Origin of the sequence: Priestia sp. TRN 1309 (genome assembly GCF_050846875.1) — a bacterium.
In the GTDB taxonomy this organism is placed as follows: domain Bacteria; phylum Bacillota; class Bacilli; order Bacillales; family Bacillaceae_H; genus Priestia; species Priestia zanthoxyli.
This window is the reverse complement of the sequence record NZ_JBOZGM010000004.1, coordinates 434,219-460,180: the sequence shown is the minus strand read 5'-3', so window position 1 is coordinate 460,180 and position 25,962 is coordinate 434,219. Positions and strand designations below refer to the sequence as shown.

Sequence of the window (25,962 nt, the reverse complement as noted above, 5' to 3'; positions counted from 1 at the left end):
TTGTTAACCTTAATCAAAAACGCAGAAGTATATGCACCACAGCACTTAGGAAAAAAAGATATATTGCTTGCAGACAGCAAAATCATCCTTATAAAAGATTGTATTGATCATGTAAATACGTCCATTCCTATTGATGTTGTAGATGCCGCTAATCACATTATAGCTCCAGGCTTCATTGACTCACATGTTCATATTATTGGCGGAGGAGGAGAAGGTGGATATAAAACACGCACTCCTGAACTAATGTTAACCGATGCAACGACTGCCGGTGTTACAACTATTGTAGGTGTACTTGGAACAGACGGTACAACAAGAAGAATGGAAAACCTTCTGGCCAAAGCAAGAGGGTTAGAAGAAGAAGGGATCAGCTGCTTCATTCACACAGGTTCCTATCAAATACCGGTAAAAACGTTAACTAATAGCATTGAAGAAGATCTTATTTTAATTGATAAAATTATCGGAGTAGGTGAAATTGCCATTTCCGACCACCGTTCTTCTGAACCGACATTTGAAGAACTGGTGAAGGTGGCTTCCGCTGCCCGCAATGGAGGGATTTTATCAGGGAAAGCCGGAATATTAGAGATTCACGTAGGAGACGGAGAACGAAAATTATCTTTATTGAATCAAATCGCAGATAAAACAGACCTGCCAATTCGTCAGTTTCACCCTACACATATTAATAGAAATGAAGAGCTGTTTAAAGAAGGAATTCAATTTGCAAAGCGAGGCGGCTACGTAGATTTTACGACTAGTACGATCCCTCACTTTTTAGAAGAAGGCGAAGTTAAGTGCAGCAAAGGGTTACGCATCATGCTGGAAGAGAAAGTGGCGATTGACAGCATTACGTTTTCATCCGATGGAAACGCGAGCCTGCCGTTTTTTGATGATAACGGAGATTATAAAGGTCTTCAAGTTGGAAAAGTGTCTTCTTTATTTCAAGAAGTACGAGATGCAGTATTAGAGGAATCAGTACCGTTAGAAACAGCTCTTCAAGTCATTACTTCTAATCCTGCCAAAGTATTAAAACTGTCCAATAAAGGGCATATTCAACCCGGAAAAGATGCAGATTTAGTCCTTTTAGACAAAGAGACGCTAACAATTAAAACGGTTTTTGCTCAAGGTAAAGTAATGGTAAAAGACGGTGTCCCTGTTGTGAAAGGAACGTTTGAATAACAGGGTTTAGATATCATTTATCGAAAGTATCGCGGAAAGGATACGAGCTAATTAGAGAAGGGTATTAAAATTTGCGTGGAAAGGATCTTTCAAATGAAAAAGAAACTGGTTTCATGTCTCATCAGCTTTACATTACTTTCTTCGTTGAGTACACCCCTGCTTGCAAAAGCACAAGAAAATACTGAGGGCATTAAAGGCAGCCTTGTTATTGCCGGCGGAGGTGTAGGAACATCCAATCACGATATATATGAAAAATTTCTCTTGCTTGCTGGGGGAAAAGAAAAAGCCAAAGTAGGGATTATTCCAGCTGCTAGCACAACGCTGCAGTCTTCTGAAAAGTTTAAGGAAGACCTCGTGAAATACGGAGTAAACTCAGATTCTATTCAAATTCTTCCCGTTTCCAATCACGATTTTTCTGACACACAAAAAGATGAATCGACTTGGAAGAATCAAGTGAACGACAAGAAGTTATCCCGTACGATTAAAGGACTAACGGCAGTTTGGTTTGTTGGAGGAGACCAAACAAAAATTGTGGATTCCCTTCGTGAAAATAATGGAAACGATTCTGAAGCGTTAAAAGCTATCTGGGATATATATCGTAAGGGAGCAGTTATCGGAGGTACAAGTGCAGGAGCTGCAATTATGAGTGACGTCATGATTACAGGAGGAGACAGTCTAGGAGCTTTAAAAGAAAGTATAGGAAACAAGGAAAATAAACATGTAAACAAAAACCAACACAATAAGAAAGAATACGAGCCTCTATCAGTTCAAAAAGGGCTGGGATTTTTCCAACACGGCATAATTGATCAGCATATGGATGAACGAGCACGACTTGGGCGACTGGCAGTAGCTGCGTATAATGCTGAACGTGACAAAGAAAAAAACTTTGCATACGGTGTAGACGAAGATACTGCTATGGTCGTTAACAATAAAGATCAAAAGGTTGAAGTCGTTGGAAGAAGCGGATTAGCTGTATTAGATATGAGCAAAGCTAAGCTTATATCTAAGCAAAAAGTGCGTTCAGGCTTAGAGAACATAAAAGTCAGTTACTTATCTCCTGGAGATAAAATTAACTTTCATTTAAAGTCATTTGAATTTCCAAAAGATAAAGTAGAAACAAAGGGGTTTGAATATTATTCCTTTAACGCACTGCCTGCTACGGGTGTTTTTACACCGTATGGAAGATTAAAGGCTTATTTATCATATTCTTTCGTTGATAATAAATCAATGAAATCTGCTAACAGCTATGTTTATGACAGTAAAGGGTCTGGATACGAAATTGCTTTCCAAAAGGATAATGACACAAACGGCTACTGGCGGTATACTGATGGACAAAAAGATGATTATTCCATTGTCAATGTAAGAATGGACATTACACCTAAAACCGTCAAATTTCAACCGGATAAAAAAACTAGTTTAACGTATAAAAAACCTACTTTTTCTTCATCTGAAAGTCCTGCATACGACGAGATTAAAGGTAATCTCTTAATTGCAGGAGGAGCGCTTGGAAGCAGTAATTCAAGCGTGTATGACAAGTTTATTACTCTTGCAGGAGGAAAGCAGGCCAAAATAGGGATTGTTCCTGCAGCAAGTACTAAGTTCGACTCCTCTAATCAGTTTAAAAGTGATTTAGTTAAATACGGAGTGAAGGCAGAAAATATAGAGATTTTACCTATTTCAAACCACGACTTTAAAGGAACTTCTGAAGATGAGTTGACTTGGAAAACAAATATGAACAGTGATAAACTAGCCCAAAAAGTTAAAGGGCTAACAGGCATTTGGTTTGTAGGAGGAGATCAAACCTTGATTACGGGCTCCTTGCGTAATGAAAATGGTTCGGACTCAAAAGTTTTACAAGCCATATGGCATACGTATAAAAACGGGGCAGTACTTGGCGGTACGAGTGCCGGAGCGGCAATTATGAGTAATACTATGCTGGCTGGCGGAGATAGCTACGGAGCGCTTTCATACGGATTTACAGACACGTACGATGATATGGCTCAGCAAGAAGGCGGTCCTGCTTATTTAGAAAAAGGGCTCGGCTTTTTCCAATACGGTCTTGTAGATCAGCATTTTGACAACAAAGCAAGACTAGGACGCCTTATTGCAACAGCATATGAAAAAGGAAATAAAAATCAGCTTTCTTACGGCATCGATGAAGATACTGCTATGGTGGTAAACAATAAAGAAAAACAAATAGAAGTTGTTGGAAGAGGCGGTATTACGCTAGTTGACTTAGCAAAGGTACAGGCAAATGACAAATTTCCGAGTGATTACAAAAATATTCTTATCTCTTGTATTACGCCAGGTGATAAAGTAAATATCACAACAAAAGAAATCGTCATAAACCCAGCTAAAACATCTACTAGAAAAAATGAATACTACAGTGAAAAGGTTGGGCCAAACACGGGTCTTTTCTCTCCGCACGGTGTATTAAGGAAATTTTTAGCTTACGATCTTATCGATGACGCTCAGAGCAAAGAAATAAAGAGCTATGCGTTTAACCAAGGCAAAGGTTTTGAGCTTACCTTCAGAAAAAGCCCTGAAAGCAATGGCTATTGGGCTTATACCGACGGTCAAAAAGACGATTACTCTATTGTGAAAGTAGCCTTAGATATCAAACCAATAAACGTAGACATTAAATGAGAAAAAAGTAATTCAATGCATCTAGCACTTTAGCATATCGTGCCTCCACCCATTAAAGTGGAGGCGCTTTTTTCTACTTATTTTTATTTACAAAAGGGACAAACGTCCGCTAGATGAAATGCACAGCAAAGTATAAAATGATAGGTATAGTATTCCAAGACTAATCTCTGAAGGCAAGTCAAGTTAAAGGCCTGTAGAAAGGTGTCCATACGATGAAAAAGAAATTAGTTTTAATAACAGGAAGCAAGCAAACTAGAATCATTTTACACAATCAATTAAAAGAGTTGCTAGGCGATTATATTTTTATTGAATGCTTTGCGATTGATGAAGAATTACCAAGAAAAATTGATGGAGATGTTGTTCTTTATTCATCAGAGAGTATATATCATGAAATGAAGAACAGATTAGACGTTCAGCATGCACATGAAATTGTAGGAAATAGAACAATTCATCATAAGCATATAAATGAATTACTGAAAATCCCTGCCCATACAAAAGTATTAATTGTAAATGATGACGATAAAGAAACTCTTAAATTAATAGAATCTCTTTATCAAGTAGGCATTAATCATGTTCAGTTTATCCCTTTTAAAAAGCAAAAGACCTATTACGAAGGTGTTGAAATTGCAGTTTCTCCAGGTGAGGTTCACTTGTGTCCCCCATACGTAAAGCATGTAATTGATATAGGCGTTAGACTTTTTGACATGGCGACCATTTTTGAACTTATAAAATCATTCGGTTTTAATCAGTCTAATCATTCAATTATTTGGGATCGCTATTTGCGAAACATCATTGTGCTGCAAAAAAAACTAATAGAAGCAGAAGGGAAAATGAAAGAACTTCACCTTCATGTAAAGAGTATTGTAAACGTAGTAGAAGATGGTATTCTTGCCGTGGATTTTAATAGAAAAATTACGTTATTCAATAAAAGGTTAGAATCACTGTTCCAGCTAGCTTCTTCCGATGCTATAGATCATGAGATTCAAAGCGTAATTTCTAACAAAGGCCTTGTGGAGTTTATTATATCGTCCGATGAGAAAAGTCAGTACTTTAACATAAATGGGTACGAAATGGTTATCTATAAGTCGATGATTGAGAAAAGCAATACTACTGTAGCAACGTTTAAAAGTGTTAATCAAGCTGTTGAAATAGAAGGAAAAGCGCAGTCAGAACTTAGAAAAAACGGATTTTCTGCTAAGTATAACTATCAAGATATTATAGGAGAACACCCAGCTTTGCTTAAAACGATTGAAATTTCCCGGAAAATGGCTGCCACTGAGTATCCTATTTTGATTCAAGGAGAAACCGGTACAGGAAAAGAGCTGTTTGCTCAGGCTATCCACAATCATTCTACACGTAAAAACGGACCGTTTCTTGCCGTGAATTGCAGTGCCATGACCGATACATTACTAGAAAGTGAGCTGTTTGGGTACGAAGAAGCCAGCTTTACAGGAGCGCAGAAAGGCGGCAAAAAAGGGCTGTTTGAGAGCGCTGATAAAGGTACAATCTTTCTAGATGAAATTGGTGATATCAGCCCGCGTTTACAAACTCAGCTTTTAAGGGTGCTTCAAGAAAAAGAAATTAGGCGGGTAGGAGGTACAAGAGTCATTCCGATTAATGTAAGAATCATAGCAGCCACTCACAACAATTTACTACATAAAATGAAAGAAGGTCTGTTTCGAGAAGATCTGTACTATCGTTTACATGTATTATCTTTAACGATTCCTCCTTTAAGATATAGAAGAACCGATATTCCTTTACTGATTCATCATTTTATGTCCAAATCGAAAACGTGGACGCATATCCATCCAGAAGCGATGAAGCTGCTTATCGAACATGAATGGTTAGGAAATATAAGAGAATTAAAAGGCGTAATTGAGTATTTACTTACCGTCTGCGATGACAACGAAGTGAAAGCAAAAGACGTAGAGTATAGGCTTAGTAGTCAAAAAGAAGATCATTCTTTGTATGAAGTTGAAAATGAATCGGTTGACTTAATCGAACTTCAAGAAAATCGTGCCCTGTTAGAAACGATAAAACAGTGTAATGATACAGGAAAAGCAGCAAGCAGAAAGTGGATCACCCAGCATTTAAAAGGCTTTACGCTTACAGAACAGCAGGTGAGAAATCGTTTGGATGTACTAGAAGAAAAAGAGTATATTATAAAGCGCAGAGGCAGAGCCGGAACGAAAATAACAGAAAAAGGACTGCATTATCTATATCATTTAAAAACAAAACAGCATTTAATCAATCCTTGATGTGCGTAAGGAAGGGAAACTTTACTGATCAAGCTTCCCTTTTCTTATTCAATTACCGTTTACGGCTGATTTCCGCCGTAAACTTTTCCTGTAGAAGAAGTAATAACACCGCTGTTTACGTTTAAAGTATAAGCTAATCCTCCAGAACCTGTCCAAGTGGAAAGATTAAAAGTGCTGCCATTAAATAGTTTATAGATAGAAATATTATTAAACGTCAGCGGCTGACCGTTTGCACAAGTGGTAGGAGCCATATTCGTTTTAGCTAGATAAACAGCTGCATTTGTAGAGCCCGGCTGTGTTACGACCTTAGCTGAACCATCTTTTTCTACCAACAGTGCTGACTGTTCATTAACAGCAATCCCTTTTGCGCTTGTTCCAGTTTCTTCTCCATCTTTAATATTACGTGCAAGAAAGGTTAAAAAGCGTCCCATTCTATCTCGTTGTTCAAAATGGGTGTCTGTTTGAATGTTGTTGTTATGAGGTGTTTGAATCAAATAATCTGTAAAGGAAATAAGAGAACTATAAGGATTGTTTAGCGCTGTTTTAGAATCTAAAGTTGTAGAGCCTGCTGAGATAGAGTCGTAAATGTGATCCCCTTGAATCATAGTACCAGCACTTGTTCCTCCAAAAGGAATGCCTTGATTAATACGATTATTTAATGCTGTAAGAGCGGGAGACCCTTCTAAAAAATCTACATAATCAGCTTGATTGCCTCCAGCAAAAAAGATGCCTTCTGCTTTGTTAATCTTATCTATTAAAGAAGAGTCTGAACCTGCTCTTATTAAATCATCGACGACAATTGTGCTAACAGAGTTAAGAGGCTTACCTATGCTTTTTGCTAGGTCATAGATATAAGAGTTATAGGCATCAGTACCCGTCGCTCTTATAACTAAGAAATCTCCGCCGTTTGCCTTTTGAATCATCCATTTGAACGCTTCATCTACATCGATGCTTCCACCCATATAGACTTGTCCAAAGCTTGTACTAGTCGCTTTGTCTGCAGTACTTCCGACTTGATAAAGTGTATAAGGTGCAGATGCAGCAGAAGCTGAAATGGGCAGTAAAAGAGATGCTGCGAGAACAGCACCAGTAATGACCTGCTTTTTAATACTTTTCTTACGTTTAACTTTTTTCATAAAGTTCTCCTCCTTTAGTAAGTGTTCATAGATGAACATGCAAGTTTTATACCAACTTATTAAACAGCTGAAAAGCTGTGAAAGAAGAGGTCTTTTGAAAAAAACACGGGTGATATAGGTTCTTTATGGGTTCTTATTGAATTGCTTTATAACCAAAAATGACAAGAAGAACTCTAACTTGGATGCCTAATAGTGAAAGGGAAATAGTAAAGGATATATTTTAAAAGTCCATACCTCATTGAAAAATAACCTTTAAAAACTTAAAATTATCATAGAAAGGAAAAACAAGGATAAAAAGAAGAGCTGTCCGCAATAGCGACCTATTTATCAAACAGACCTTCATTCTATCAATATCTTCATCTCTTAAACGTTTTCCACCAGCATTTCTACGCAGAAAAAATTATACATGAGAGGATCTATCAAAATGAACAAGCAGGAAAGTAGTTATAGATGGGTGGTTTTTGGAACCGCTTTATTAGCGTATTATTTGATTGTCAGTCAACGAACAGCCCCCGGACTTATTACCGAGCAGTTAATGAAAGATTTTCACGTTTCAGCATCCGTTATAGGATTGATGACGAGTATACAATTTTTAGCCTATGCAGGCCTTCAGATTCCTGTTGGTTTACTTTCTGACCGGTACGGTCCAAATCGATTTCTTATCATCGGATCGCTTTTAACCGGAATAGGAAGCCTTATCTACAGCACATCTCCCAACGAATATGTGTTAATTTTCTCTCGTTTGCTAGTCGGTACCGGAGACTCCATGATTTTTGTCAATTTAGTGTTAATTTTAAGTCAGTGGTTCAAGGGAAATGAGTTTGTAAAGCTTTTAGGTTTAATTGGGCTGGTAGGAAGTGTGGGGTCATTATCAGCTACCGTGCCTTTATCTATGTGGATCTCCTTTTCAGGCTGGAGAGTTCCTTTTCTTAGTATAGGTCTAGTTTTAATCGCGGTATCTTATTTGCTTTATGTCGTTTTAGTTATAAAACCTAAACGATTATTTGTAGATGATGCTAAAGCAAATAAAGCCTCTGTTAAGACTCAAGAAAGCGTATGGGCGATCCTAAAAAGGGTAATGACGACTCGTCAAGCATGGGCAACATTTCTTTGTCATTTTGGTGTAGTAGGTACATATATAGGTTTTATTGGCTCTTGGGGAGTTCCTTATGGCATGAATGTGTTTCATTTATCTCGCGCTGATGCAAGTCAGCTTATTATGTATGGTTTGTTTGGCGCTATGATTGGCGGACCTTTAATTAGCTGGATATCAAGCAGGTTAAACTCCATTAAAAAAATCTATTCACTCGTCCATCTTATTGTGGTGCTTAGCTGGACAGGATTATTATTAACGGGAGTGAAACCTTCATTCATGCTAGTCGTTATTTTACTTTTTATCATCGGATTTGGAAACGGCGCAAGCGCTTTGACATTTGCCGTAGTACGTCAATCTTTTTCAGTAAAAGAAGTAGGAGTTGTATCAGGTTTTGCTAATATGGGAGGCTTTTTAAGCGCCGTATTATTACCTAGTATTTTCGGAAATGTCCTTGATTTATTCCCTGAACGCTCGCTGCACGTGGGCTATCATTATGCTTTTATGATTCCCATTTTGTTTTCAATGATGGGGTTGTTAGGTGTCTTACTAATTAAAGAAAAAGGAAAAAAGGAGCAGAAGGTGCTGCATGCTTCTTAATTGGCTTTGAATAAGTAAGTTTCAGCACACAAGCGTGTATCTGTAGTATAAGACATATATTATGTGGTTATTCCCGATATAAATCCTTAAAAAGAATGTAACAGGTAAAGCTTACTTTAATGTATAGCGGGGGATACAAAGGAAAATGATTAAGTAAATACAAATTAAAGGAAAACGAAAAGAGAATTACAGAAAAAAAACAGTTCTTGAAAAGGCTCTATAGATACTAATAGCAGCATTTTTACATAATAAATAAGAAAAAGTTTTATAAAATCCTTGCGTTAAAGCTGACTTTAGGAGATAAGCTATTACTGTACCAGCTAACACAGCGAAAAACAGCAGGTCATAGACTTGCTTTCTCACTAAAGGTAGAAATCAGTTAAAACAGAAAGGATGAATGTTTATTATGTCTAACACAAAAGGTAAAGTTGTCATTATTACAGGTGCTTCTAGCGGAATCGGCGAAGCAACAGCAAAAGAGCTTTCAGCAAAAGGAGCAAAGCTTGTTTTAGCAGCTCGCCGTGAGGATCGTTTGAAAGCATTACAAGAAGATATTAAAGCAAACGGCGGAGAAGCGATCTACAAAGTAGTAGACGTAACGTCTCACGAACAAATGCAAGAGCTAGCACAAGATGCGCTTTCAGCATTTGGACGTATTGATGTGCTTGTGAACAACGCTGGTCTTATGCCATTATCTCTTCTACGCAACCAAAAAGTAGATGAGTGGAATACAATGATTGATGTGAACATTAAAGGTGTTCTTTACGGAATCTCAGCAGTTCTTCCAGCGATGAGAGAACAAAAAGACGGACATGTGATTAACTTGTCTTCAGTAGCTGGACACGCAGTAGGTGCTGGAAGTGCCGTGTACAGTGCAACCAAATTTGCGGTTAAAGCGATCACAGAAGGTCTTCGTCTAGAAGAATCAGCTGGCGGAAGCAACATTCGTGCAACGAACATTTCTCCAGGAGCGATTGCAACAGAACTAAAAGAAACAATCACGGATACAGATTTAAAATCAGGTATCGATGAATTCTATAAAGGTGCGATTGAAGTAGAAAGCATTGCACGCGCGATTGCGTTTGCGATCGAAGAGCCAGCTGGTGTGGCAGTAAACGAAATGATCATTCGTCCTGTACATCAAGAATGGTAATTTGAGGATCCTATTAAGTCAAAAGTTGTCCAGAGAGTAACCTCACTCTTTGGACAGCTTTTTCTATTTGTACCATTGATACGCATATGAAGAAAATAGGAGTGAAATCACATGTCTTATACAATGAGAGACATGCAAGAAAAAACGGGGCTGTCTGCTCCTACATTGCGCTACTACGAAAAGGAAGGTATTTTACCCTTTGTTGAACGAAACGAACATGACCAGCGCCTATATACTGATCAGAATATTGAGTGGGTTAAGTTTATTTTAGCTTTACGCGCAACTGGGATGCCTCTTGCTGAAATCAAGCAATATGTAGAGTCATATAAAAAAGGCGAAAGTACAATCAGCGAACGTAGAAACATGATGCTTCAGCATAAAAAGAAAGTAGAAGCAGATATGTCGCAAACTTACCTCCACCTAGAACGAATTAATTATAAACTTGCCCTGTATGATACGTTGGAAGCTGGTTTAAACAATAAACAAATAAAAATTTAAATGCTGACAACAGAGAATCCTGTTTATAAACAAACTATAAAGGTGTTAAAAACTGCGAAACAAATAAAAGAAGATAACTGAATAGTTATCTTCTTTTATTTGTTCTATTTTAGTATGTACTGCTTAAATAAAGAGCCACATCGCGAATGGCTTTATCAGTTTCACTTTCTATTAACTCTCTGTCCTTTGTATACGAATAAAGAGTATCGCCGTGAAGAAGGTGGTCTGATAAATTTAATAAGCCCACGGCCCGCTTGTTGAATTTATGAGCAATAGCTAAAGTGGTAGCTGTTTCCATATCCACGCCGAGAAAATCTGCAAGTGACCATTCTTTTACCATATTATGCGTCTCCATAAGCATGGCACCCATACTGACCACATGTCCTTTAATATAGCTGTAGCCTTTTTGTTCACAATATCTGCAGGCGGCTTCCACTAGCTCTTTGTCAGCTTCTACAAGCGTTTGGTCTGGTAAATACCAGTGCGATACGCCGTCTTGCATTTGTGCTGCAGATACAATTAAGATATCTCCATATTGTATAGTCGAAGATAAGCCTCCAAAATATCCCGTTTGAATAAATAGGTCGGTTCCGCTGGCGGCAAATTGATGTACGATGTTTGATGCCATTGGACTGCCGTACACATTCGCAAACCCTATATTTCTGTTTTTGAACTTACCTACCACCGTGTTCCATTTAGGCATATGAACATTGGTAGATAAAATCTCTTTCCATAAGCTTAGATTATCTTGGAATCCCCACTCACCATGAATAATAAATGCATTAGGCAGCTCTTTTTCTGATAGCTTTAATACGTTTAGCCAATCTTCTTTTTCAAAATCCCCGTACAGTTTCATATCGTTCTCCTTACTTTTTACATTTAGACTAGTTGGAGAAGAATTCTTCATTTCTATCTTTTATTCCTTTAATTTTAAAACGAACAAATACAAAATAAATGACGGTTCTGATTTAGAAATGAAGAATTGCGTGCTTTTTTGCTTGTTTTTCGACAAATATTTATGACTAAAAAAGGAATTCACTAATAATAAAAGAACTTTTTTACTAAACGTTATTTAAATTAGATAAAGCTGTGAGAAAAGATCCGTCCAGTTAATGAATGGATAAGAGGAGGGAATTACAGGTGTCACATCATTTTCCCATAATTAAAACAAAAAGACTTGTACTAAGGGAAATTGTAGCAGAAGACGCAAGCAATATTTTAAAATACCTATCCGACAAAGAAGTAATGAAACACTACGGTCAAGAGCCTTTTACAACGGTTGAAGATGCTTTAAATGAGATTGCGTGGTATAAATCAATCTTAAACAAAAGATCTGGAATAAGATGGGGCATTACTCTTAAAGAACAAGACGACATTATTGGCAGCTGCGGGTTTCTTAATCGAGTTCATGACCATTACCGTACGGAAATTGGTTATGAATTAGCCAGAGACTACTGGGGAAATGGAATTGCTAATGAGACATTGGGCGCGGTCATAAAATATGGTTTTACACATTTTAACTTACGGAGAATCGAAGCTTTGATAGAGCCTGCTAATGCTGCTTCACAAAAATTAATAAAAAAGCACGGTTTTATAAAAGAAGGCCTATTAAGAAGCTATGAATTTACGTGTGGAAAATTTGATAATGTGTACATGTACTCTTTATTAAAACAAGATTTTGACAGGCTTCAACCACATGAAGAGAATATCTAGACATCGTTATTAAAAATACGAATAGCACAATGACAGATAAGGGGAAAATGTATGGCCCATTTTAATGTTGATATTGTTCACTATCATCCACAATTTGCTGAGGCAACGGTAAAAATGTGGAGAGATAGTAAAGAAAAAGCGATTGGACAAAAGGAAATGCACAGTTTTGACCGTCATATTTATTTTTTAGATCATATATTGTCAGCACACTATAAAGTTGAATTAGCGTTAATAGATGAACAAATAGTAGGAATGGTCGCCTATAACGCTGATGAAATTAACCAGCTGTACATTCATATAGATTATCAAGGAGGAGGAATCGGACAGCGATTGCTTGAAAGAGCCAAAGCAGAATCAAATGGAAAATTAACATTACGTACATTTGAACAAAATAAAAACGCACAGCGATTTTACGAAAAACACGGCTTCAGTATTATAAAAAGAGGAGGTGAAAACGAAGAGAAACTACCCGATATTACATATGAATGGACAAATAAATGAAAAATACGTAATTCGGATGAAGGAGCGGTTATTTTGAATAAGTTAGCATATGAAACATAACAACGCTGCCTGTATGTTCGTGGCCCGCCTTTTACTAGTTTAGGATAGATGATTAATGCTGACTGACTATTAAAAGGAGGATTTTAACATGATAACGGACAAACATTTTTTAAATGCTGTAAACAATACAAATGTTGATTTTACTGGATGGGATTTTTCTATTATTACTCGTACTGGTCGTATGGATAGCGATATGCTTTCGTGGTCATACGGAAGTGAAGCTTTTCGCCTTATTCAAAACTCTAATGCTACTTTAGATATGGGAACAGGAGGAGGAGAGTTTTTATCTTTGTTACAACCTTTTCCTCGCGTTATGTATGCTACCGAAGGATACAAACCTAACGTTCCAATCGCTAAAAAACGGTTAGAGCCATTTGGTGTCACAGTTGTTGAACGAACTGAAAACGAGAATCTACCGTTTAAAGATGGTATATTTGATTTAATTTTGAACCAGCACGAAGCTTTTTGTGCTTCTGAAGTGAGAAGGATTTTGTCTAAGGGAGGCACGTTTTTCACTCAGCAAGTGGGAGGGTTAGACTGTTCACGAATCAATGAATGTATAGGGGTTCCAATAAATAAAGAGTTTTGTAATTGGAATTTAAAGAAAGCAATAGAAGAGCTCCAACAAAGTTCTTTTAACATCATCTTTTGCAAGGAAGAGTTTCCTGTGCAGAGATTTTATGATATCGGGGCGCTAGTTTTTTATCTAAATGCAATTCCTTGGCAAGTTCCTAATTTTGATATAGAAACACATATTGGCGGATTGTATAATATCCATCAAATTATACAGTCTCAAGGGTTTTTCGACGTAGAACAACATCGTTTTATTATTAAAGCTGAGGCAAAAAAATAGAGTAATCACACACAGAAGGCGGATCTCTAACTGGAGATCCGCTTTTTGTGCATCAATGATGATTGTGCATGAAAACCATGATATAGACAGAATTAGTTACGTAATGGAACGTTTATGATCTTTAATATGATTTTTTAATGTATGAGATGTTGGTAATATGCAGTCTACTGCTTTTTGAATAATGGGCATAAAGAAATTAAGCAGCACGCCGCCTAAACACACGGTTAATAACGTTCCAACACCAATTGGTCCGTTTAAAAATATTGCAGCTAGTAAGAATGTGAGGTAAATAAATGTTCTTGAAAGAAATAAATTGGTTTTAGCTAGTTTTTGTATGATTAATGTTAAGCGGTCAATTGGAATAGGTGCAAAATTTGTATGTAAATAGGCTGAGGTTCCTACTCCTATAATGATTAAACCGATTCCGAAACAACATACTTTGCTGTACCAACTTTCGAACGTAATCCAATTCTTTAAGAAAAAAAGCCATATATCGATACCAAGACCTGTTATGAATGCCGTTAACAGTCCCAGTATTTCTGGCTTTTGTTTGCTTAAAAGAGAATTACCACAAATTAAAATACAGGCAAGTATAATCTCCCAGCTTCCAACGCTAAAACCTACGTTTAGTGACAGTCCAACCAACAGTGCATCAAAAGGTGAAGCTCCTAGGTTAGATTGTATCGTCAAAGCAATTCCAAGAGTTAATAGTAAAATTCCTCCTGCATAAACAACATACTTCACTGTCATCATCCTTTTTGTTATTTTTTGTTGCAAATGCAACTATTTTAAGATACATTAAATGTAGATTATTTTTATTGTATTTGCAACAAAAATATGTATAAAGGAGATATTTTATGAGTGAAATTCTGCGTGAAATTGGAATGATAGCAAGAGCATTGGATTCAATTAGTAATATAGAATTTAAAGAATATGACCTGACAAAAGGGCAGTATTTGTATTTGGTGCGAATATGTGAAAATCCAGGAATCATTCAGGAAAAGTTAGCTGAAATGATAAAAGTAGATCGCACAACAGCGGCTCGGGCTATAAAAAAGCTTGAAATGAATGGTTTTATTGAAAAGAAAGATGATCTCCATAATAAAAAAAATAAAAACCTTTTTCCTACTGAAAAAGGGAAGAACGTATACCCGTTTATAAAAAGAGAAAATGATTATTCGGATAAAGTGGCATTAGAAGGTTTTACCCAGGAAGAAGCAGATACCATTCTTAAGCTAGTTCAAAGAGTAAGAAAAAATATCGAAACAGACTGGGAGTTTGTCAAAAAAGGAAACAAGAGAAATTATTGATGATATAAAGGAGAGGCGCATGTCAGTGATGATGCATATAAAAAAGTGTATTCTTGAAGATGTATATGATCTTCAAGACGTTAGCTATAAAACGTTTTATGAGACATTTAAAGATCAGAATTCACAAGAAAATATGACAGCTTATTTAGAAAAAGCATTTACAATCGAACAGCTAGAAAAAGAACTATCCAATACGTCCTCGCAATTCTTTTTTATGTATGTTAATCATGAAATTGCAGGTTATTTAAAGGTTAATATGAATGACGCTCAGTCTGAAGAGATGGGGGAAGAAGCGCTTGAAATTGAAAGAATTTATATAGGTAACAGCTTTCAAAAACAAGGACTTGGTAAACATTTATTTAATAAAGCAGTAGAGATAGCAACGACATTTAATAAAAAGAAAATTTGGTTAGGCGTATGGGAAAAAAATAAAAATGCGATTGCTTTTTACAAGAAACAGGGATTTGTTCAAATTGGATCTCACTCATTTTATATGGGAGACGAAGAACAAATAGATCTCATCATGGTTAAAACACTTTTTTTATAGTTTTAAAAAATAAGGATTATTCACTAATTTAACTGATAGAGGATAATCCTTATTGCATACAGAGACTTTATGCTTTTTTTCAAAGCAGATGCTTTTAGGGGAAGCAGTAAGCAAACTAATATGGTTGCTGTGCCAACACATAGGAGAATAAAATTAATGTCACATGCTTACCAAAATGTTGCCTTCTTTCATTTTGGAAATTACATTTTTACTTTAATTCTATTTGAAACAACACAAACTAATTAGACATATATCGAATTAGAAGGCTTAAAAAATGAACGTTTTTACGTCCACTTTAATAAATAACGGGCCACATCTCTTTCGGATTTAACTCGTATTCTCCATTTTGCCTATACATAAAATGCTGCATAATTAACTCTCTGCGAATCGTTGCATAATCTTCATGATATTTTTTAATATGTTCATTTAATTCTTTTTCTGGATACGTTTTTCCGTGCTGTAAATCACGTATTAAATAGGCTAATATTACGTTCTTTTTCTTTCTTTGACTTGGAATAATTTTTAAAGTACCGTCACTATTTATAAAGTTTTTAACAATAGATAATTTGTCTTTATCCTGTAAATGGTTGTCTTGATTTTCCATCGAATCCTCTCCAATACTTAAAATAGCCTTCGAGTTATATTCAAGTCTTTCAAGGTCTAGATAAAAATAAATAATGTTTCCTTGTCTTCTTTGATAAACAATTCCTACATCTCTTAGCTTTGAAATATGATGAGTAATAGTTGAAGGTTGCAACCCCAGCTTATAAGCAATTGCTTGCCCGTGAAGAGGCCCTTTTTTTAATAGTGAAATAATTCTAATCCTCGTAGGATCACCAACGGCTTTATGATAATTAACCAACTTATCTAATTGCATAGCTTAATACCTTCTCCCTCTAATTCGATATACATCTAATTTGATATTAATCGAATTGGGTGTACATGTCAAAAAAATATTTAAAGTGAAGACTTGTCACACTGCATATAAAAAATCGGCTCCGTCTAATCTTTAAAGTGTAAAAAAGATCCTGCTTCTCTATATAATTCAACTATTATTTTCACCTGTTCTTTTTATTAGTAAGAAAAAGTTACCATGTTTTCATCAAATAATACCGGGGAACATATTCAAAGAGATAAATGAATTATTAATGATACATGTATGTAAATAATAAATGAAAAAGGAATGAGTAAATCATGGCAGGAAATTCAAAAGTTTTAATGGTTGTTACAAATGGACATACGATGGAAAATGGAGAGCTTGCTGGAATTTGGCTTACAGAATTCTCTGAAGCATATTTAGAATTTAAAAAAGAAGGATACGAAGTAGTCGTAGCAAGTCCAAAAGGCGGAAAATCACCTGTGGATCCTAACAGCTTAACAGATGATGTGACGGACGAAGACAAAGAAGCAGGAAAACTTTTAGAGAATACAAAATCATTAGCTGAAGTAAGTTCACAAGAATTTGCAGGTATGTTTGTACCTGGAGGGCACGGAACAATGTTTGACTTTCCAGACGATACGCACTTACATCGTTTGCTAACAGAATTTGCTGAAGACGACAAGCTAATTGCAGCGGTATGCCACGGACCGGCAGCTCTTGTAGGCGGAAAGCTTAAAAATGGTGAGCCGATTGTAAAAGGAAAACGTATTACAGCGTTTACTGATTCAGAAGAGAAAGATACAACGTTAGATAAATACATGCCGTTTCTTCTTGAAACAAAGCTTCGTGAGCTAGGCGCCGAGTTTATTGCAAAAGATAATTGGAGCGATCATATTGAAGTAGACGGAAAGCTTTTAACAGGACAAAATCCGCAGTCTACAATCAGCCTAGCAAAAGAATTTGTGCGTGCTTTAAACGCGTAAAAGTATGTATAGCCTTAATGGGGATGTCTCATGAGTGTTTGAGACATCCCCATTTCTTTAGGGTGAAATAAAATGAGAATTAAGGAAAACAAAAAGGGCGGCTATCTAAATAGCTGCCTTTTTATTTATTAGAAGATTTATTTCTGAAAATGTATGTAGTAATTCCTGTCACAATGATAACAGCCACAATACAAATGATCAGACGAACAATCTGTGTCACAAAAATATTATCTGCAATACTCATGTGTTTCGTTAGAATTAACGTTCCATAAGCAGCTAAAACAGATAAAAACATATTGACGATTCGTTGAGCCATGTTGTCGTTACTCCTTTCATTCCACTACTTTACACTTTAACATATGTATTCACTGTAAAAAATATCGAATTACAAGTATGTCAGAAAATCAGCACTCTCGTAAAAGATTCCACACGTAAGGAAGTAGCTGATATCATATTAGTTATGACGACTAAACGCAGTTCAGAGAAGGAAATGAGCTTTCTTTAGTCGAATTTAACATGCTTATATTCTTTTTTTAGATAGGTGGGAAAAGCTTGTTTGATAAATTGAAAAAGCTATTTATGGATAAACAGGGTCAGGAAGCAGATGACAAATACATTCTAGTCCCTGAGAGTGAAATAAATGAGAATTTAAAAAGAGAGATAGTGAAGTTGGAAGAAGTAGGAGAGGCATACAGCGAAAGTCTTCAGCACAAATATAGAAATAAATTTGAACATGATGGTAAGCAGAACTTAAAAATATGGGTGTGTCGAGATATTGATGGCGACCAACTACCAAATCTAAGTTCGGAGCAGTGTCTAGAAAAAGAATATCGTTCCCAAGTTGCGATAAACTTTGATGGATTTACAGATGAAGAAGATGCATACGTTCATTACCTTCAATTATGGTATTACTTTGGTGGGTATTTTAAAGGGACAGGTGCTTTGTATGATTTGTCAAAAAATCATTTAGAAACAGATATTGAAGAAAAGTTAGAAGAATTACTGAAACAGCTATAACCTTTTAGCATAGAGATTATGTGTTAGCAGACAGGGGGAAGGAAGATGAGGGGTCGTCCAGAGTTAGAAATAGAAAGGGAAAAAGTTTATAAAACGAAAAAAAATCCTAACGGAACATTTATAGCGCGAATTATTCAAGTGCCTAAGGAAGAAAATATGTTAGATTTCATGTTGGAAATCAAACACTTAAGGAAAAAGGAACTTACTTATAAAAATCTATTAGTAACGACTGAAAACTGGTATGATTCTTTTCGTCTTGCTAGAGGAGATCTGAAATGGGTATCTTTGCATACAGTAGCTGTGTGGAACTGGTTGGGACATAAATTAGTTGAGGTAGCAGCCCCAACCGGTAAGGAAAATTATCGTATTTCAGATGACCACTGTTCAGCTTACCGAGAAAAGCAATAATGACGATATAGTAAGGAGAAAACGAATGAAAAAGCATTGCTGCGATTATATGAATTATTATGTGAACTTTACGTGTGATATTCATAGTGATCCATTTGAGTGTCCAGATAATCTTATCTTATTTGATAAAACGAACAAGGAATACGGTTTAATTATCCATGATGGTGGCTCATCCACTATTGGGATTTCATTTTGTCCATGGTGTGGTGCGGAGCTATGAACTAAGAAATGAAGAGGTATCTTTTGCTTAAGAGATCCTCTTCACTCTTGGAATGGGGGATTATACTTGATCTTACGTTATCTAGCTATGTTATCAGGATTGGGAATAGCTTTATTAAACCTTTTTGACCCTTTACATCAAGGGATTACGCGCTGGTTAATGGTTATCTGTGGCTTGTTGATTTTTATTAGCCATTTAAAATTCATCGTAGATAAGAAGTCAAAAAGAACAGATAATCAAAATAAGACCTACTAATAAGAGTTTCTTTTGACTTAGTACTATTGATAAACGGTGTTATGTAAACGAAAAACTTACTGAATATGTAGTAAAGAAATAAACGAGAGAATTATATGTTATAATAATCATAAATATCCAAATAAAGGAACTTTGTGTTGTTATGAATCGTAAATTTAATTCTCTATTTATCATCTATCCTATCGTTTTCTTTGTAGTGCGTACTGTTTTTTCTTTTGTGAAAAATAGCGCTGCGGAATCTGTCTATGAGACGTTAGCTATACTTGCCATGTATTACTTTGCAGTTAGTGTTTTCTATTCGATTGACTTATATATGCAAAAGAAAAATAGTTAATAGATTAAAAATGCCGAGAGTCAGAGTAAAAACAAACGATATAAAGGAGTCTAACAGTGCGCATTAAGAATTATTTTTTGTTTATCTTTCCACTCATTTTACTATTAGTAGCTAGCTGTGATCCATCTTTTACGCCTAAAGAAAAATACTATTCAAGCACCAAAAGCACAAACCTTGAATTAGAAAACGTTAAATCAGTATCAATAGGCAGTTCTAAATATGACGTAGCAATTGGTTTGAAGAAGAAACCAAAATTTATAGAGGTTACAGAGCAGCCTCCGTATACTACCTACATTTACGGAAAAAGTACAGAAAAGTATGATGTTGAATTTAAAATTGTAGATAATCAAGTCAGCAGATATGACTTGATTAGTAACAAGTATGCTACAGAGAAGGGAATACATACTGGTGACAGCAAACAAAGTGTCGTTAGGGCATATGGTGAAAATTATTACGAAAGAGAAGATACCGGAGCAACAATAATAGGGTATTTTGATAAAACTCATAAACTCAATATTGAGTTTTCTTTAGATGATAAGGACAAAGTTGGAGGGGTTTTGGTTCAAAAATTAAATAATTAAGATGAGTAATGATCATTTATTTGCAAAATGAAATATATTGACTAGTAAATTTCAAATAATAGTAATAGAGGAGAATATGCTGATGCTTGGGGAAACATTTACATTATTAAGGCCTATTTATTACCTGATCGCAGTTTTTTCAGTATGCAATTTGGTGTATATAATTTTCTTGAGAAATAAAGTCAAAGCAAGTAGTTATGTAATCGTCAATTCTTTTTTCTTTTTAATAATTGCAGCAGCCTTATTGTTTCAAGAAGGCATCATTGTAGATGAATTTAATCGTTCAGGTGATTCTGTAACCTTTTATTTAACGATGTTATTGGGCTTTTTGTTTATAGCTAGTTTCATTTTTCAAAGAAAGAAAATGAGAGATAAAAATTGAAGTAAATAAATATAATCATGTTTGCTGTAACTTTCAATATTTGCTCTTTTATGTAAATTGAGTGTTAGGGCGACCAATCTACAACAAATAAAGGGAAAGGATTTTTCTATTGAGCAACTTTATTAAAGTAGTACCGTCAACTTTTATACTTCTCTACATAGTATTCTTCTTTTTAAATATTTCGTATCGTTACGGTGTTTCTTATTTATACAGCTTTTTTCTTTTTTTGTTTTTGTCGTTAATATCTGTAGTTTTATGTTTAGTAATATGGTTTAAGAATAAGGAACGTCTTTTTCTATTTTTGACCGTCGTTTCAATCCTCCAACTTATGTTTACTGTTTTTATTTATCTTTTACCAGAAGCAGGAACCAAACCATTGATCTATGAAAAAGCAATTATAAAAGAAGAGGTTTTAAATAAATAAGCTTACACAAAAAAACTTCAAGAATGTGTATCTAGTATAAGGCTATTAAAGAGATCCCCTTAAATAAAGAGGATCTCTTTGATGTAGGTGTTTGTAATAGTAATTATATTAACTAGAGCTGTATACTTTTTCATTAAAAAGCGTTGTTTCATACTTATTAAAAAAAGAAATGTGTACAGTTAGTTGAGGAAAAGAGATCTGTCACTATAGGTTTCTTTCTTTGTTTCTAAAAAACCATTATTTTATATTTTAACCATAATATGTTATAATGTTTTAAAAATGGTGGTGTGACAATGAGCGAAGATAAAGAAACACCTGAAAGAAGAAGAGAGAGATTAAAACACGAAGAGGTAAAAAGAAATCCAGCTGGGAATATGAACGATGCATTTAATAGAAATGAAGCTGGAAACTTATCTGGTTTAGCAGGCAGCTTAGGATGGAAGGGTCTTGGTGTACTTATTACTGTAATGATTATAGGTTTTATCATTGCGTCACTATTTTTAAAATAATATCAGGTTTATAAATTAAGAGTACTGGAGGCGCTTTTTTGAAAAACTATGCAGTGTTTATTGGTAGTTTTATATTGTTGCTATTTGCTTTTCAAATTGTTTCTGGTCTATTTCTTACACTTACATATGTACCTGAGACTTCACAGCACTTGAGTAGCTCAACGGTCAGTATTTTTTCTGTTAATTATCCATTTTTAAGTTCGATTATAGCGGCCACTTTTTCATTTATTATTTCAAACAAAGTATGTAAAGTTAAGAAGAGTACCTATAAATAAGTAGGTGCTCTTTTTGTGCTGAGAACAGTGATTACTATTTTTAATAAATTACATATTCCTTTTTATGGTATTGTATATAGATACGTATTAAATACTGTTGAAAGAGGGAGATACTTAATGTTGCAATCACTAATCTTTGATATGGATGGAACGCTGTTTCAAACAGATAAAATTTTAGAATTATCACTTGATGATACCTTTAACCATTTGCGTACACTCAACCAGTGGAATACTAGTACTCCTGTTGATAAGTATCGTGAAATCATGGGTGTACCGTTACCCAAAGTATGGGAAGCTTTATTACCTACTCATTCAGGTGAAATAAGAAAGTATATGAATGACTATTTTTTGAAAAGCTTAGTTGAGAATATAAAAAAAGGCAAAGGCGCTTTATACCCTAATGTAAAAGAGGTCTTTAGCTATTTAAAAGAAAATAATTGCTCCATTTACATAGCAAGTAACGGTTTGAAGGAATATTTAGAAGCGATTGTAGACCATTACGATTTGGATAAGTGGGTAACAGAAACATTTAGTATTCAACAAATCCAAACGCTCGATAAAGGAGATTTAGTCAAAACGATTATAAAGAAATACGATGTAAAGCACGCAGCAGTAGTGGGAGACCGTCTATCGGATATCAATGCTGCAAAGGATAATGGTTTAATGGCGGTGGGGTGCAATTTTGATTTTGCTCAAGAAGCTGAGCTTGCGCAGGCTGATGTGGTAATAGATGATTTAATGGAGTTAAAAAGGATTGTATCTAACATAAATAGTAGCTTGTCAGTTTAATAGACTGATCCTCGTACATAACCATTATAGATGGTGAATGTCTCAATTTTATTAAGAAAATAAATTTTTTATATGCATGTAAAAGGATAGGTCTTTAAAGGGCTATCCTTTTCGTTTACCTTACAGTATTGGAATCCACTTGATTTTTTAAATCTTCACTGCAGTTTCTGCTCCGTCAATGAACTCACACATATATAGACTTAAATCTACTGAAGTTGAAACATAAGTAATGAGCGGTTCCCCTGCAATTTAAAATGTTTACATAATCTTTTCTTGTCATTAATAAATGGTTTACAATACTGAGCTATGCTTAGGTTAAGATTTCCAAAATAGTTTTATATTAAAAATAATTCTATGAGAAAGGAGATTTTTGATCATGACTTCGCATATGACTCGTAAATCTGATAGCGCTCACTTATATATTAGAGGATATAAGATAAAATTGACACTCAGCCAGTGGAAGCTTGTAAGCACTCAGAGATAATGGTTAACCCAACTATAAAAGAGGAAAACCTCCATCTTAATTTAGATGGGGTTTTTTGCATTTCTTTTAGTAACCTTTTAATTGATTAACTATTTAGACTTTATAATAAAAAAGACTAACAAAAGTTAAAAAATGTAATAAAAAAGAGGAATATTATTTAAGTGAAATTAAAATAAAGCACAACTAAATATGCATTTTTTAAATGTTTTACCATTTTTTATTGACCATAAAAATTTAAAAGAATTAAAATAAATATAAAGTAAGTAATTACTTACATTTTTAAAATTAGTTTGTGGGAGGATGAATATTTTTAATGTATAGCTTAAGTTTTCAAAAGGTGGACGAGGCGAATGAACGAGTTGGAGCAAAAGCTTTAAACCTTATAAAAATGAAAAGAAAAAATTTACCGATTCCAGATGGGTTTGTTATTCAAATGGAAGCTTTAAAGCGATATATCGAATGGAACGGGATTGATCGTCAAACGAATAATATACACGAGAGAATTTTACACGGGGAAATTCCTATTGAAATTGAATCAGATCTCATAGAGGCATTTCGAAACCTAAAGTGCTCTTATACATCGGTAGCTGTTCGTTCATCATCTAGTGCTGAAGATTTAGAAGGTGCATCTTTTGCTGGCCAGTATGAAACCTATCTTAATGTGAAAAGTACCGAGGATTTTTTGAGTAAAGTGAAAGCGTGCTGGGCCTCATTTTTTACTGAAAGAGTCGAACAATATACTCAAAATATGTATGCTAATTTTGACGAAGTTTCAATGGCAGTTGTTGTTCAAGGGTTAATTGAGTCCGAAGTATCGGGAGTGATATTCAGTCAAAATCCTGTCACTCATAATACAAAAGAAATGATGATTAATGCCAGCTATGGACTAGGAGAAGCAATCGTATCAGGCTTAGTAACACCTGATGTTTACCTAGTTAATAAGCAAACTTTTAAAATAGAGAAAGAAAAGGGGCTAAAAGAAGTAAAAATAATTCCACTTGTTGAAGGAGTTGAAGAAATCAAAACAACGGAAGATGAGCAGCAAAGGTTTTGTTTAACAGACGAGAAAATCATTGAATTGGCCGAAATAACAAAAGAAGTAGAAGCTCTTTACCAACATCCCGTAGACATAGAGTTTGGGGTTCAAGACAATCAAGTATATCTATTACAGGCAAGAGCTATTACCACATTAACAGAGGCCAAAGAATTAACTCCTTTCCAAAAAGATATATCTTTAAGTTTCGACGATATGGAAGAGTTTTGGATTTTAAATGACACAAGTTTTTCTCATGCTGTTAGTCCTTTGTACGCTTCATTTATTATTCCGGCATTTTCTGAAGGAACAGCTGCTAGTTTTCAAAAGTTAAGCTTTATATTTGATAGACTTAACTTAAAAGTTTATAAAGGTCATATCTATACAAGAACGGAGCCCTTTAAAGGAGATTTCAATAAGAGAAGCCAAGAACATAAAGAATTAATGGAAAGTATTTATCCAGCCTTAACAAAACGAATGAATCAAATTATTAAGGAACAATTTTTATCTTACTATGACAAATTAGATAGCTCTACTTGGGAAAATTTCAACCTTCAGAGAGGAAAAGAGATTCTTCAAAGTTTGACTGATTTTTATAAAACGGCATATGATCTGCATTTTGATATTGTTATGCCTCAAATGTCTTTAAATACTATAGTTGAAGAGTACTATAAAAACCTTACAAATAAAAAATCCGGACACGATGTTTATGAGCTATTGACGGGGAAAATGAACAAATCGTTGGAAACTGATCAGGAGCTTTCTAGACTTGCTTTAACAGTTAAAGGCAATGCGGAACTTACTAAGATCTTCGAAGAAGAATGTACAGAAACTTTAGTGAAAAAGTTAGAGGAAAGTGAAGCAGGAAAAAGCTTTATGGCTGAATTAAATACTTTTCTAAAACAGTATGGATATCGAAACGTTGTAAGTCATGATTTTGTAGGAGAAACTTGGCTAGAGAATCCTCTTCACGCATTATCAATTATTCAAGGGTATGTTAAAGACAATTACAACTTTGATGAGAATTTCAAACAAACGGTCAAAAAACGTGAACAGAACTATAATGAATTCCTGGAACAGATAGCGGATAGCAAACACAAAGAAGAATTTAAAAAATATTATCAGTGGGCATTAGATGCGTCCGTTATAAGAGATGATCATCATTTTTATATCGATGCAATGTTGGATGCAAAAGCTCGTTTGTTCCTACTTAAGCTAGGTAATTTACTAGTACATCATCACGTTTTTCTAGTGAAAGAAGATATTTTCTTCTTATATCTTGATGAGCTAGAGTCTCTTTTAGAAAATCCAGCAGACATGACAAAATTAATCGAGAAACGGAAAAAAGAACACGCAGAACATGAGCAAACGTCTAATTTACCTAGATACTTCGGCGTCCCTGAAGCAGCTCAGCTGAAAGAAGCTGAGAAATATATGGGAGCTATTGAGGAAGATGACGCGAACAGCGAACATTCTATCAAAGGATTAGCCTCTTCTTCAGGAATCTATACCGGAAAAGTAACAGTCATTTCAAATACGAAAGACTTTTCTAAACTGGAAAAAGGTGATGTTTTAGTATGTAAGACCACTACTCCACTTTGGACTACTTTATTTCAGACTGCGGGAGCTGTTATCACCGACGCTGGAGGTATTCTTTCTCACTCGGCAATAATTGCACGTGAATATGAAATTCCTGCAGTAGTTGGTACGAAAATAAGTACGGATAAGCTAAAAGATGGCGATATGGTTATGGTCGATGGTACGAATGGAATTGTCACGCTTTTAAATGACTAAGTGATTCTCTTCGCTTCTATTTGACAACAGCTCTTTTTCCTTTATATACTGCC

25 protein-coding genes are annotated in these 25,962 nt (G+C 35.1%); 20 read left to right on the top strand and 5 right to left on the bottom strand.

The window, feature by feature from the left end:
* The 3 genes from iadA to ACRPLQ_RS18605 all read left to right on the top strand — a co-directional run bounded on the left by iadA (position 1) and on the right by ACRPLQ_RS18605 (position 6,077).
* Complete coding sequence (gene iadA / locus ACRPLQ_RS18615) at positions 1–1,173, top strand: beta-aspartyl-peptidase (RefSeq protein WP_028413918.1); 1,173 nt, start codon at positions 1–3, stop codon at positions 1,171–1,173.
* Between the two features lie 93 nt (positions 1,174–1,266).
* The gene (locus ACRPLQ_RS18610) at positions 1,267–3,819 is read left to right on the top strand and encodes a cyanophycinase (RefSeq protein WP_367078377.1); all 2,553 of its coding nucleotides are present in this window, start codon (positions 1,267–1,269) and stop codon (positions 3,817–3,819) included.
* A 212-nt stretch (positions 3,820–4,031) separates the two neighbouring features.
* Positions 4,032–6,077 carry a sigma 54-interacting transcriptional regulator gene (locus ACRPLQ_RS18605; protein ID WP_047751300.1) on the top strand — a complete coding sequence of 682 codons (2,046 nt, stop codon included), beginning with the start codon at positions 4,032–4,034 and terminating at the stop codon, positions 6,075–6,077.
* Positions 6,078–6,136: 59 nt separating this feature from the next.
* Here the strand turns inward: ACRPLQ_RS18605 and ACRPLQ_RS18600 are convergent, their stop codons facing one another.
* The gene (locus tag ACRPLQ_RS18600; protein ID WP_033578531.1) at positions 6,137–7,213 is read right to left on the bottom strand and encodes a cyanophycinase; all 1,077 of its coding nucleotides are present in this window, start codon (positions 7,211–7,213) and stop codon (positions 6,137–6,139) included.
* Positions 7,214–7,637: 424 nt separating this feature from the next.
* Between ACRPLQ_RS18600 and ACRPLQ_RS18595 the strand changes: the two genes are divergently transcribed.
* The 3 genes from ACRPLQ_RS18595 to ACRPLQ_RS18585 all read left to right on the top strand — a co-directional run bounded on the left by ACRPLQ_RS18595 (position 7,638) and on the right by ACRPLQ_RS18585 (position 10,557).
* The gene (locus ACRPLQ_RS18595; protein WP_033578532.1) at positions 7,638–8,906 is read left to right on the top strand and encodes an MFS transporter; all 1,269 of its coding nucleotides are present in this window, start codon (positions 7,638–7,640) and stop codon (positions 8,904–8,906) included.
* A gap of 406 nt (positions 8,907–9,312) precedes the next feature.
* Complete coding sequence (locus tag ACRPLQ_RS18590) at positions 9,313–10,059, top strand: SDR family oxidoreductase (protein WP_098113404.1); 747 nt, start codon at positions 9,313–9,315, stop codon at positions 10,057–10,059.
* A gap of 111 nt (positions 10,060–10,170) precedes the next feature.
* Positions 10,171–10,557, top strand: coding sequence for a MerR family transcriptional regulator (locus tag ACRPLQ_RS18585; protein WP_033578534.1), 387 nt, complete (start codon positions 10,171–10,173; stop codon positions 10,555–10,557).
* A gap of 109 nt (positions 10,558–10,666) precedes the next feature.
* Here ACRPLQ_RS18585 and ACRPLQ_RS18580 read toward each other — a convergent pair whose 3' ends face one another.
* Positions 10,667–11,413 carry a uridine phosphorylase gene (locus ACRPLQ_RS18580; RefSeq protein ID WP_328153312.1) on the bottom strand — a complete coding sequence of 249 codons (747 nt, stop codon included), beginning with the start codon at positions 11,411–11,413 and terminating at the stop codon, positions 10,667–10,669.
* A gap of 284 nt (positions 11,414–11,697) precedes the next feature.
* On the opposite strand from ACRPLQ_RS18580, the gene ACRPLQ_RS18575 reads away from it, so the two are divergent.
* The 3 genes from ACRPLQ_RS18575 (at position 11,698) to ACRPLQ_RS18565 (ending at position 13,684) form a co-directional block, all read left to right on the top strand.
* Positions 11,698–12,270 carry a GNAT family N-acetyltransferase gene (locus tag ACRPLQ_RS18575; RefSeq protein WP_432236220.1) on the top strand — a complete coding sequence of 191 codons (573 nt, stop codon included), beginning with the start codon at positions 11,698–11,700 and terminating at the stop codon, positions 12,268–12,270.
* Positions 12,271–12,321: 51 nt separating this feature from the next.
* Positions 12,322–12,771, top strand: a complete 450-nt coding sequence (locus ACRPLQ_RS18570) for a GNAT family N-acetyltransferase (RefSeq protein WP_034265173.1) — start codon at positions 12,322–12,324, stop codon at positions 12,769–12,771.
* Positions 12,772–12,919: 148 nt separating this feature from the next.
* Positions 12,920–13,684: a class I SAM-dependent methyltransferase gene (locus tag ACRPLQ_RS18565; RefSeq protein WP_221817556.1), complete on the top strand. Its 765-nt coding sequence runs from the start codon at positions 12,920–12,922 to the stop codon at positions 13,682–13,684.
* Positions 13,685–13,780: 96 nt separating this feature from the next.
* On the opposite strand, the gene ACRPLQ_RS18560 is transcribed toward ACRPLQ_RS18565, so the two are convergent.
* Entirely contained in the window at positions 13,781–14,428 is a 648-nt protein-coding gene (locus ACRPLQ_RS18560) for a YczE/YyaS/YitT family protein (protein WP_033578539.1), read from the bottom strand.
* A 113-nt stretch (positions 14,429–14,541) separates the two neighbouring features.
* Between ACRPLQ_RS18560 and ACRPLQ_RS18555 the strand changes: the two genes are divergently transcribed.
* Both ACRPLQ_RS18555 and ACRPLQ_RS18550 read left to right on the top strand, forming a co-directional pair.
* On the top strand, positions 14,542–14,994 hold the full coding sequence (locus tag ACRPLQ_RS18555) for a MarR family winged helix-turn-helix transcriptional regulator (protein ID WP_013056339.1): 453 nt from the start codon (positions 14,542–14,544) through the stop codon (positions 14,992–14,994).
* Between the two features lie 19 nt (positions 14,995–15,013).
* Complete coding sequence (locus ACRPLQ_RS18550) at positions 15,014–15,541, top strand: GNAT family N-acetyltransferase (RefSeq protein ID WP_033578540.1); 528 nt, start codon at positions 15,014–15,016, stop codon at positions 15,539–15,541.
* Between the two features lie 295 nt (positions 15,542–15,836).
* Here ACRPLQ_RS18550 and ACRPLQ_RS18545 read toward each other — a convergent pair whose 3' ends face one another.
* Positions 15,837–16,418, bottom strand: coding sequence for a metalloregulator ArsR/SmtB family transcription factor (locus ACRPLQ_RS18545; RefSeq protein WP_028413907.1), 582 nt, complete (start codon positions 16,416–16,418; stop codon positions 15,837–15,839).
* Positions 16,419–16,735: 317 nt separating this feature from the next.
* Here ACRPLQ_RS18545 and ACRPLQ_RS18540 point away from each other — a divergent pair, with 317 nt between their 5' ends.
* Positions 16,736–17,404, top strand: a complete 669-nt coding sequence (locus tag ACRPLQ_RS18540) for a type 1 glutamine amidotransferase domain-containing protein (RefSeq protein WP_028413906.1) — start codon at positions 16,736–16,738, stop codon at positions 17,402–17,404.
* A 121-nt stretch (positions 17,405–17,525) separates the two neighbouring features.
* Here ACRPLQ_RS18540 and ACRPLQ_RS18535 read toward each other — a convergent pair whose 3' ends face one another.
* Positions 17,526–17,720: a hypothetical protein gene (locus tag ACRPLQ_RS18535; RefSeq protein ID WP_013056341.1), complete on the bottom strand. Its 195-nt coding sequence runs from the start codon at positions 17,718–17,720 to the stop codon at positions 17,526–17,528.
* Positions 17,721–17,956: 236 nt separating this feature from the next.
* On the opposite strand from ACRPLQ_RS18535, the gene ACRPLQ_RS18530 reads away from it, so the two are divergent.
* From ACRPLQ_RS18530 to ACRPLQ_RS18495, 8 genes are all read left to right on the top strand, one after another.
* Entirely contained in the window at positions 17,957–18,421 is a 465-nt protein-coding gene (locus ACRPLQ_RS18530; RefSeq protein ID WP_033578541.1) for a hypothetical protein, read from the top strand.
* A 45-nt stretch (positions 18,422–18,466) separates the two neighbouring features.
* On the top strand, positions 18,467–18,829 hold the full coding sequence (locus ACRPLQ_RS18525; protein ID WP_432236219.1) for a hypothetical protein: 363 nt from the start codon (positions 18,467–18,469) through the stop codon (positions 18,827–18,829).
* 25 nt (positions 18,830–18,854) lie between these two features.
* A complete protein-coding gene (locus ACRPLQ_RS18520) occupies positions 18,855–19,049 on the top strand; it encodes a DUF6980 family protein (protein WP_432236218.1) in 195 nt (64 codons plus the stop codon).
* Between the two features lie 645 nt (positions 19,050–19,694).
* Positions 19,695–20,219 (top strand): hypothetical protein, encoded by a 525-nt coding sequence (locus ACRPLQ_RS18515; protein WP_432236217.1) that lies wholly within the window; start codon positions 19,695–19,697, stop codon positions 20,217–20,219.
* An 82-nt stretch (positions 20,220–20,301) separates the two neighbouring features.
* Positions 20,302–20,601: a hypothetical protein gene (locus tag ACRPLQ_RS18510; RefSeq protein WP_028413899.1), complete on the top strand. Its 300-nt coding sequence runs from the start codon at positions 20,302–20,304 to the stop codon at positions 20,599–20,601.
* A gap of 717 nt (positions 20,602–21,318) precedes the next feature.
* A complete protein-coding gene (locus tag ACRPLQ_RS18505; protein WP_034265158.1) occupies positions 21,319–21,534 on the top strand; it encodes a DUF6366 family protein in 216 nt (71 codons plus the stop codon).
* A gap of 392 nt (positions 21,535–21,926) precedes the next feature.
* Positions 21,927–22,598 (top strand): HAD hydrolase-like protein, encoded by a 672-nt coding sequence (locus tag ACRPLQ_RS18500; RefSeq protein WP_325075765.1) that lies wholly within the window; start codon positions 21,927–21,929, stop codon positions 22,596–22,598.
* Positions 22,599–23,395: 797 nt separating this feature from the next.
* Positions 23,396–25,909, top strand: a complete 2,514-nt coding sequence (locus ACRPLQ_RS18495; RefSeq protein WP_432236216.1) for a PEP/pyruvate-binding domain-containing protein — start codon at positions 23,396–23,398, stop codon at positions 25,907–25,909.
* Positions 25,910–25,962: the final 53 nt, after the last annotated feature.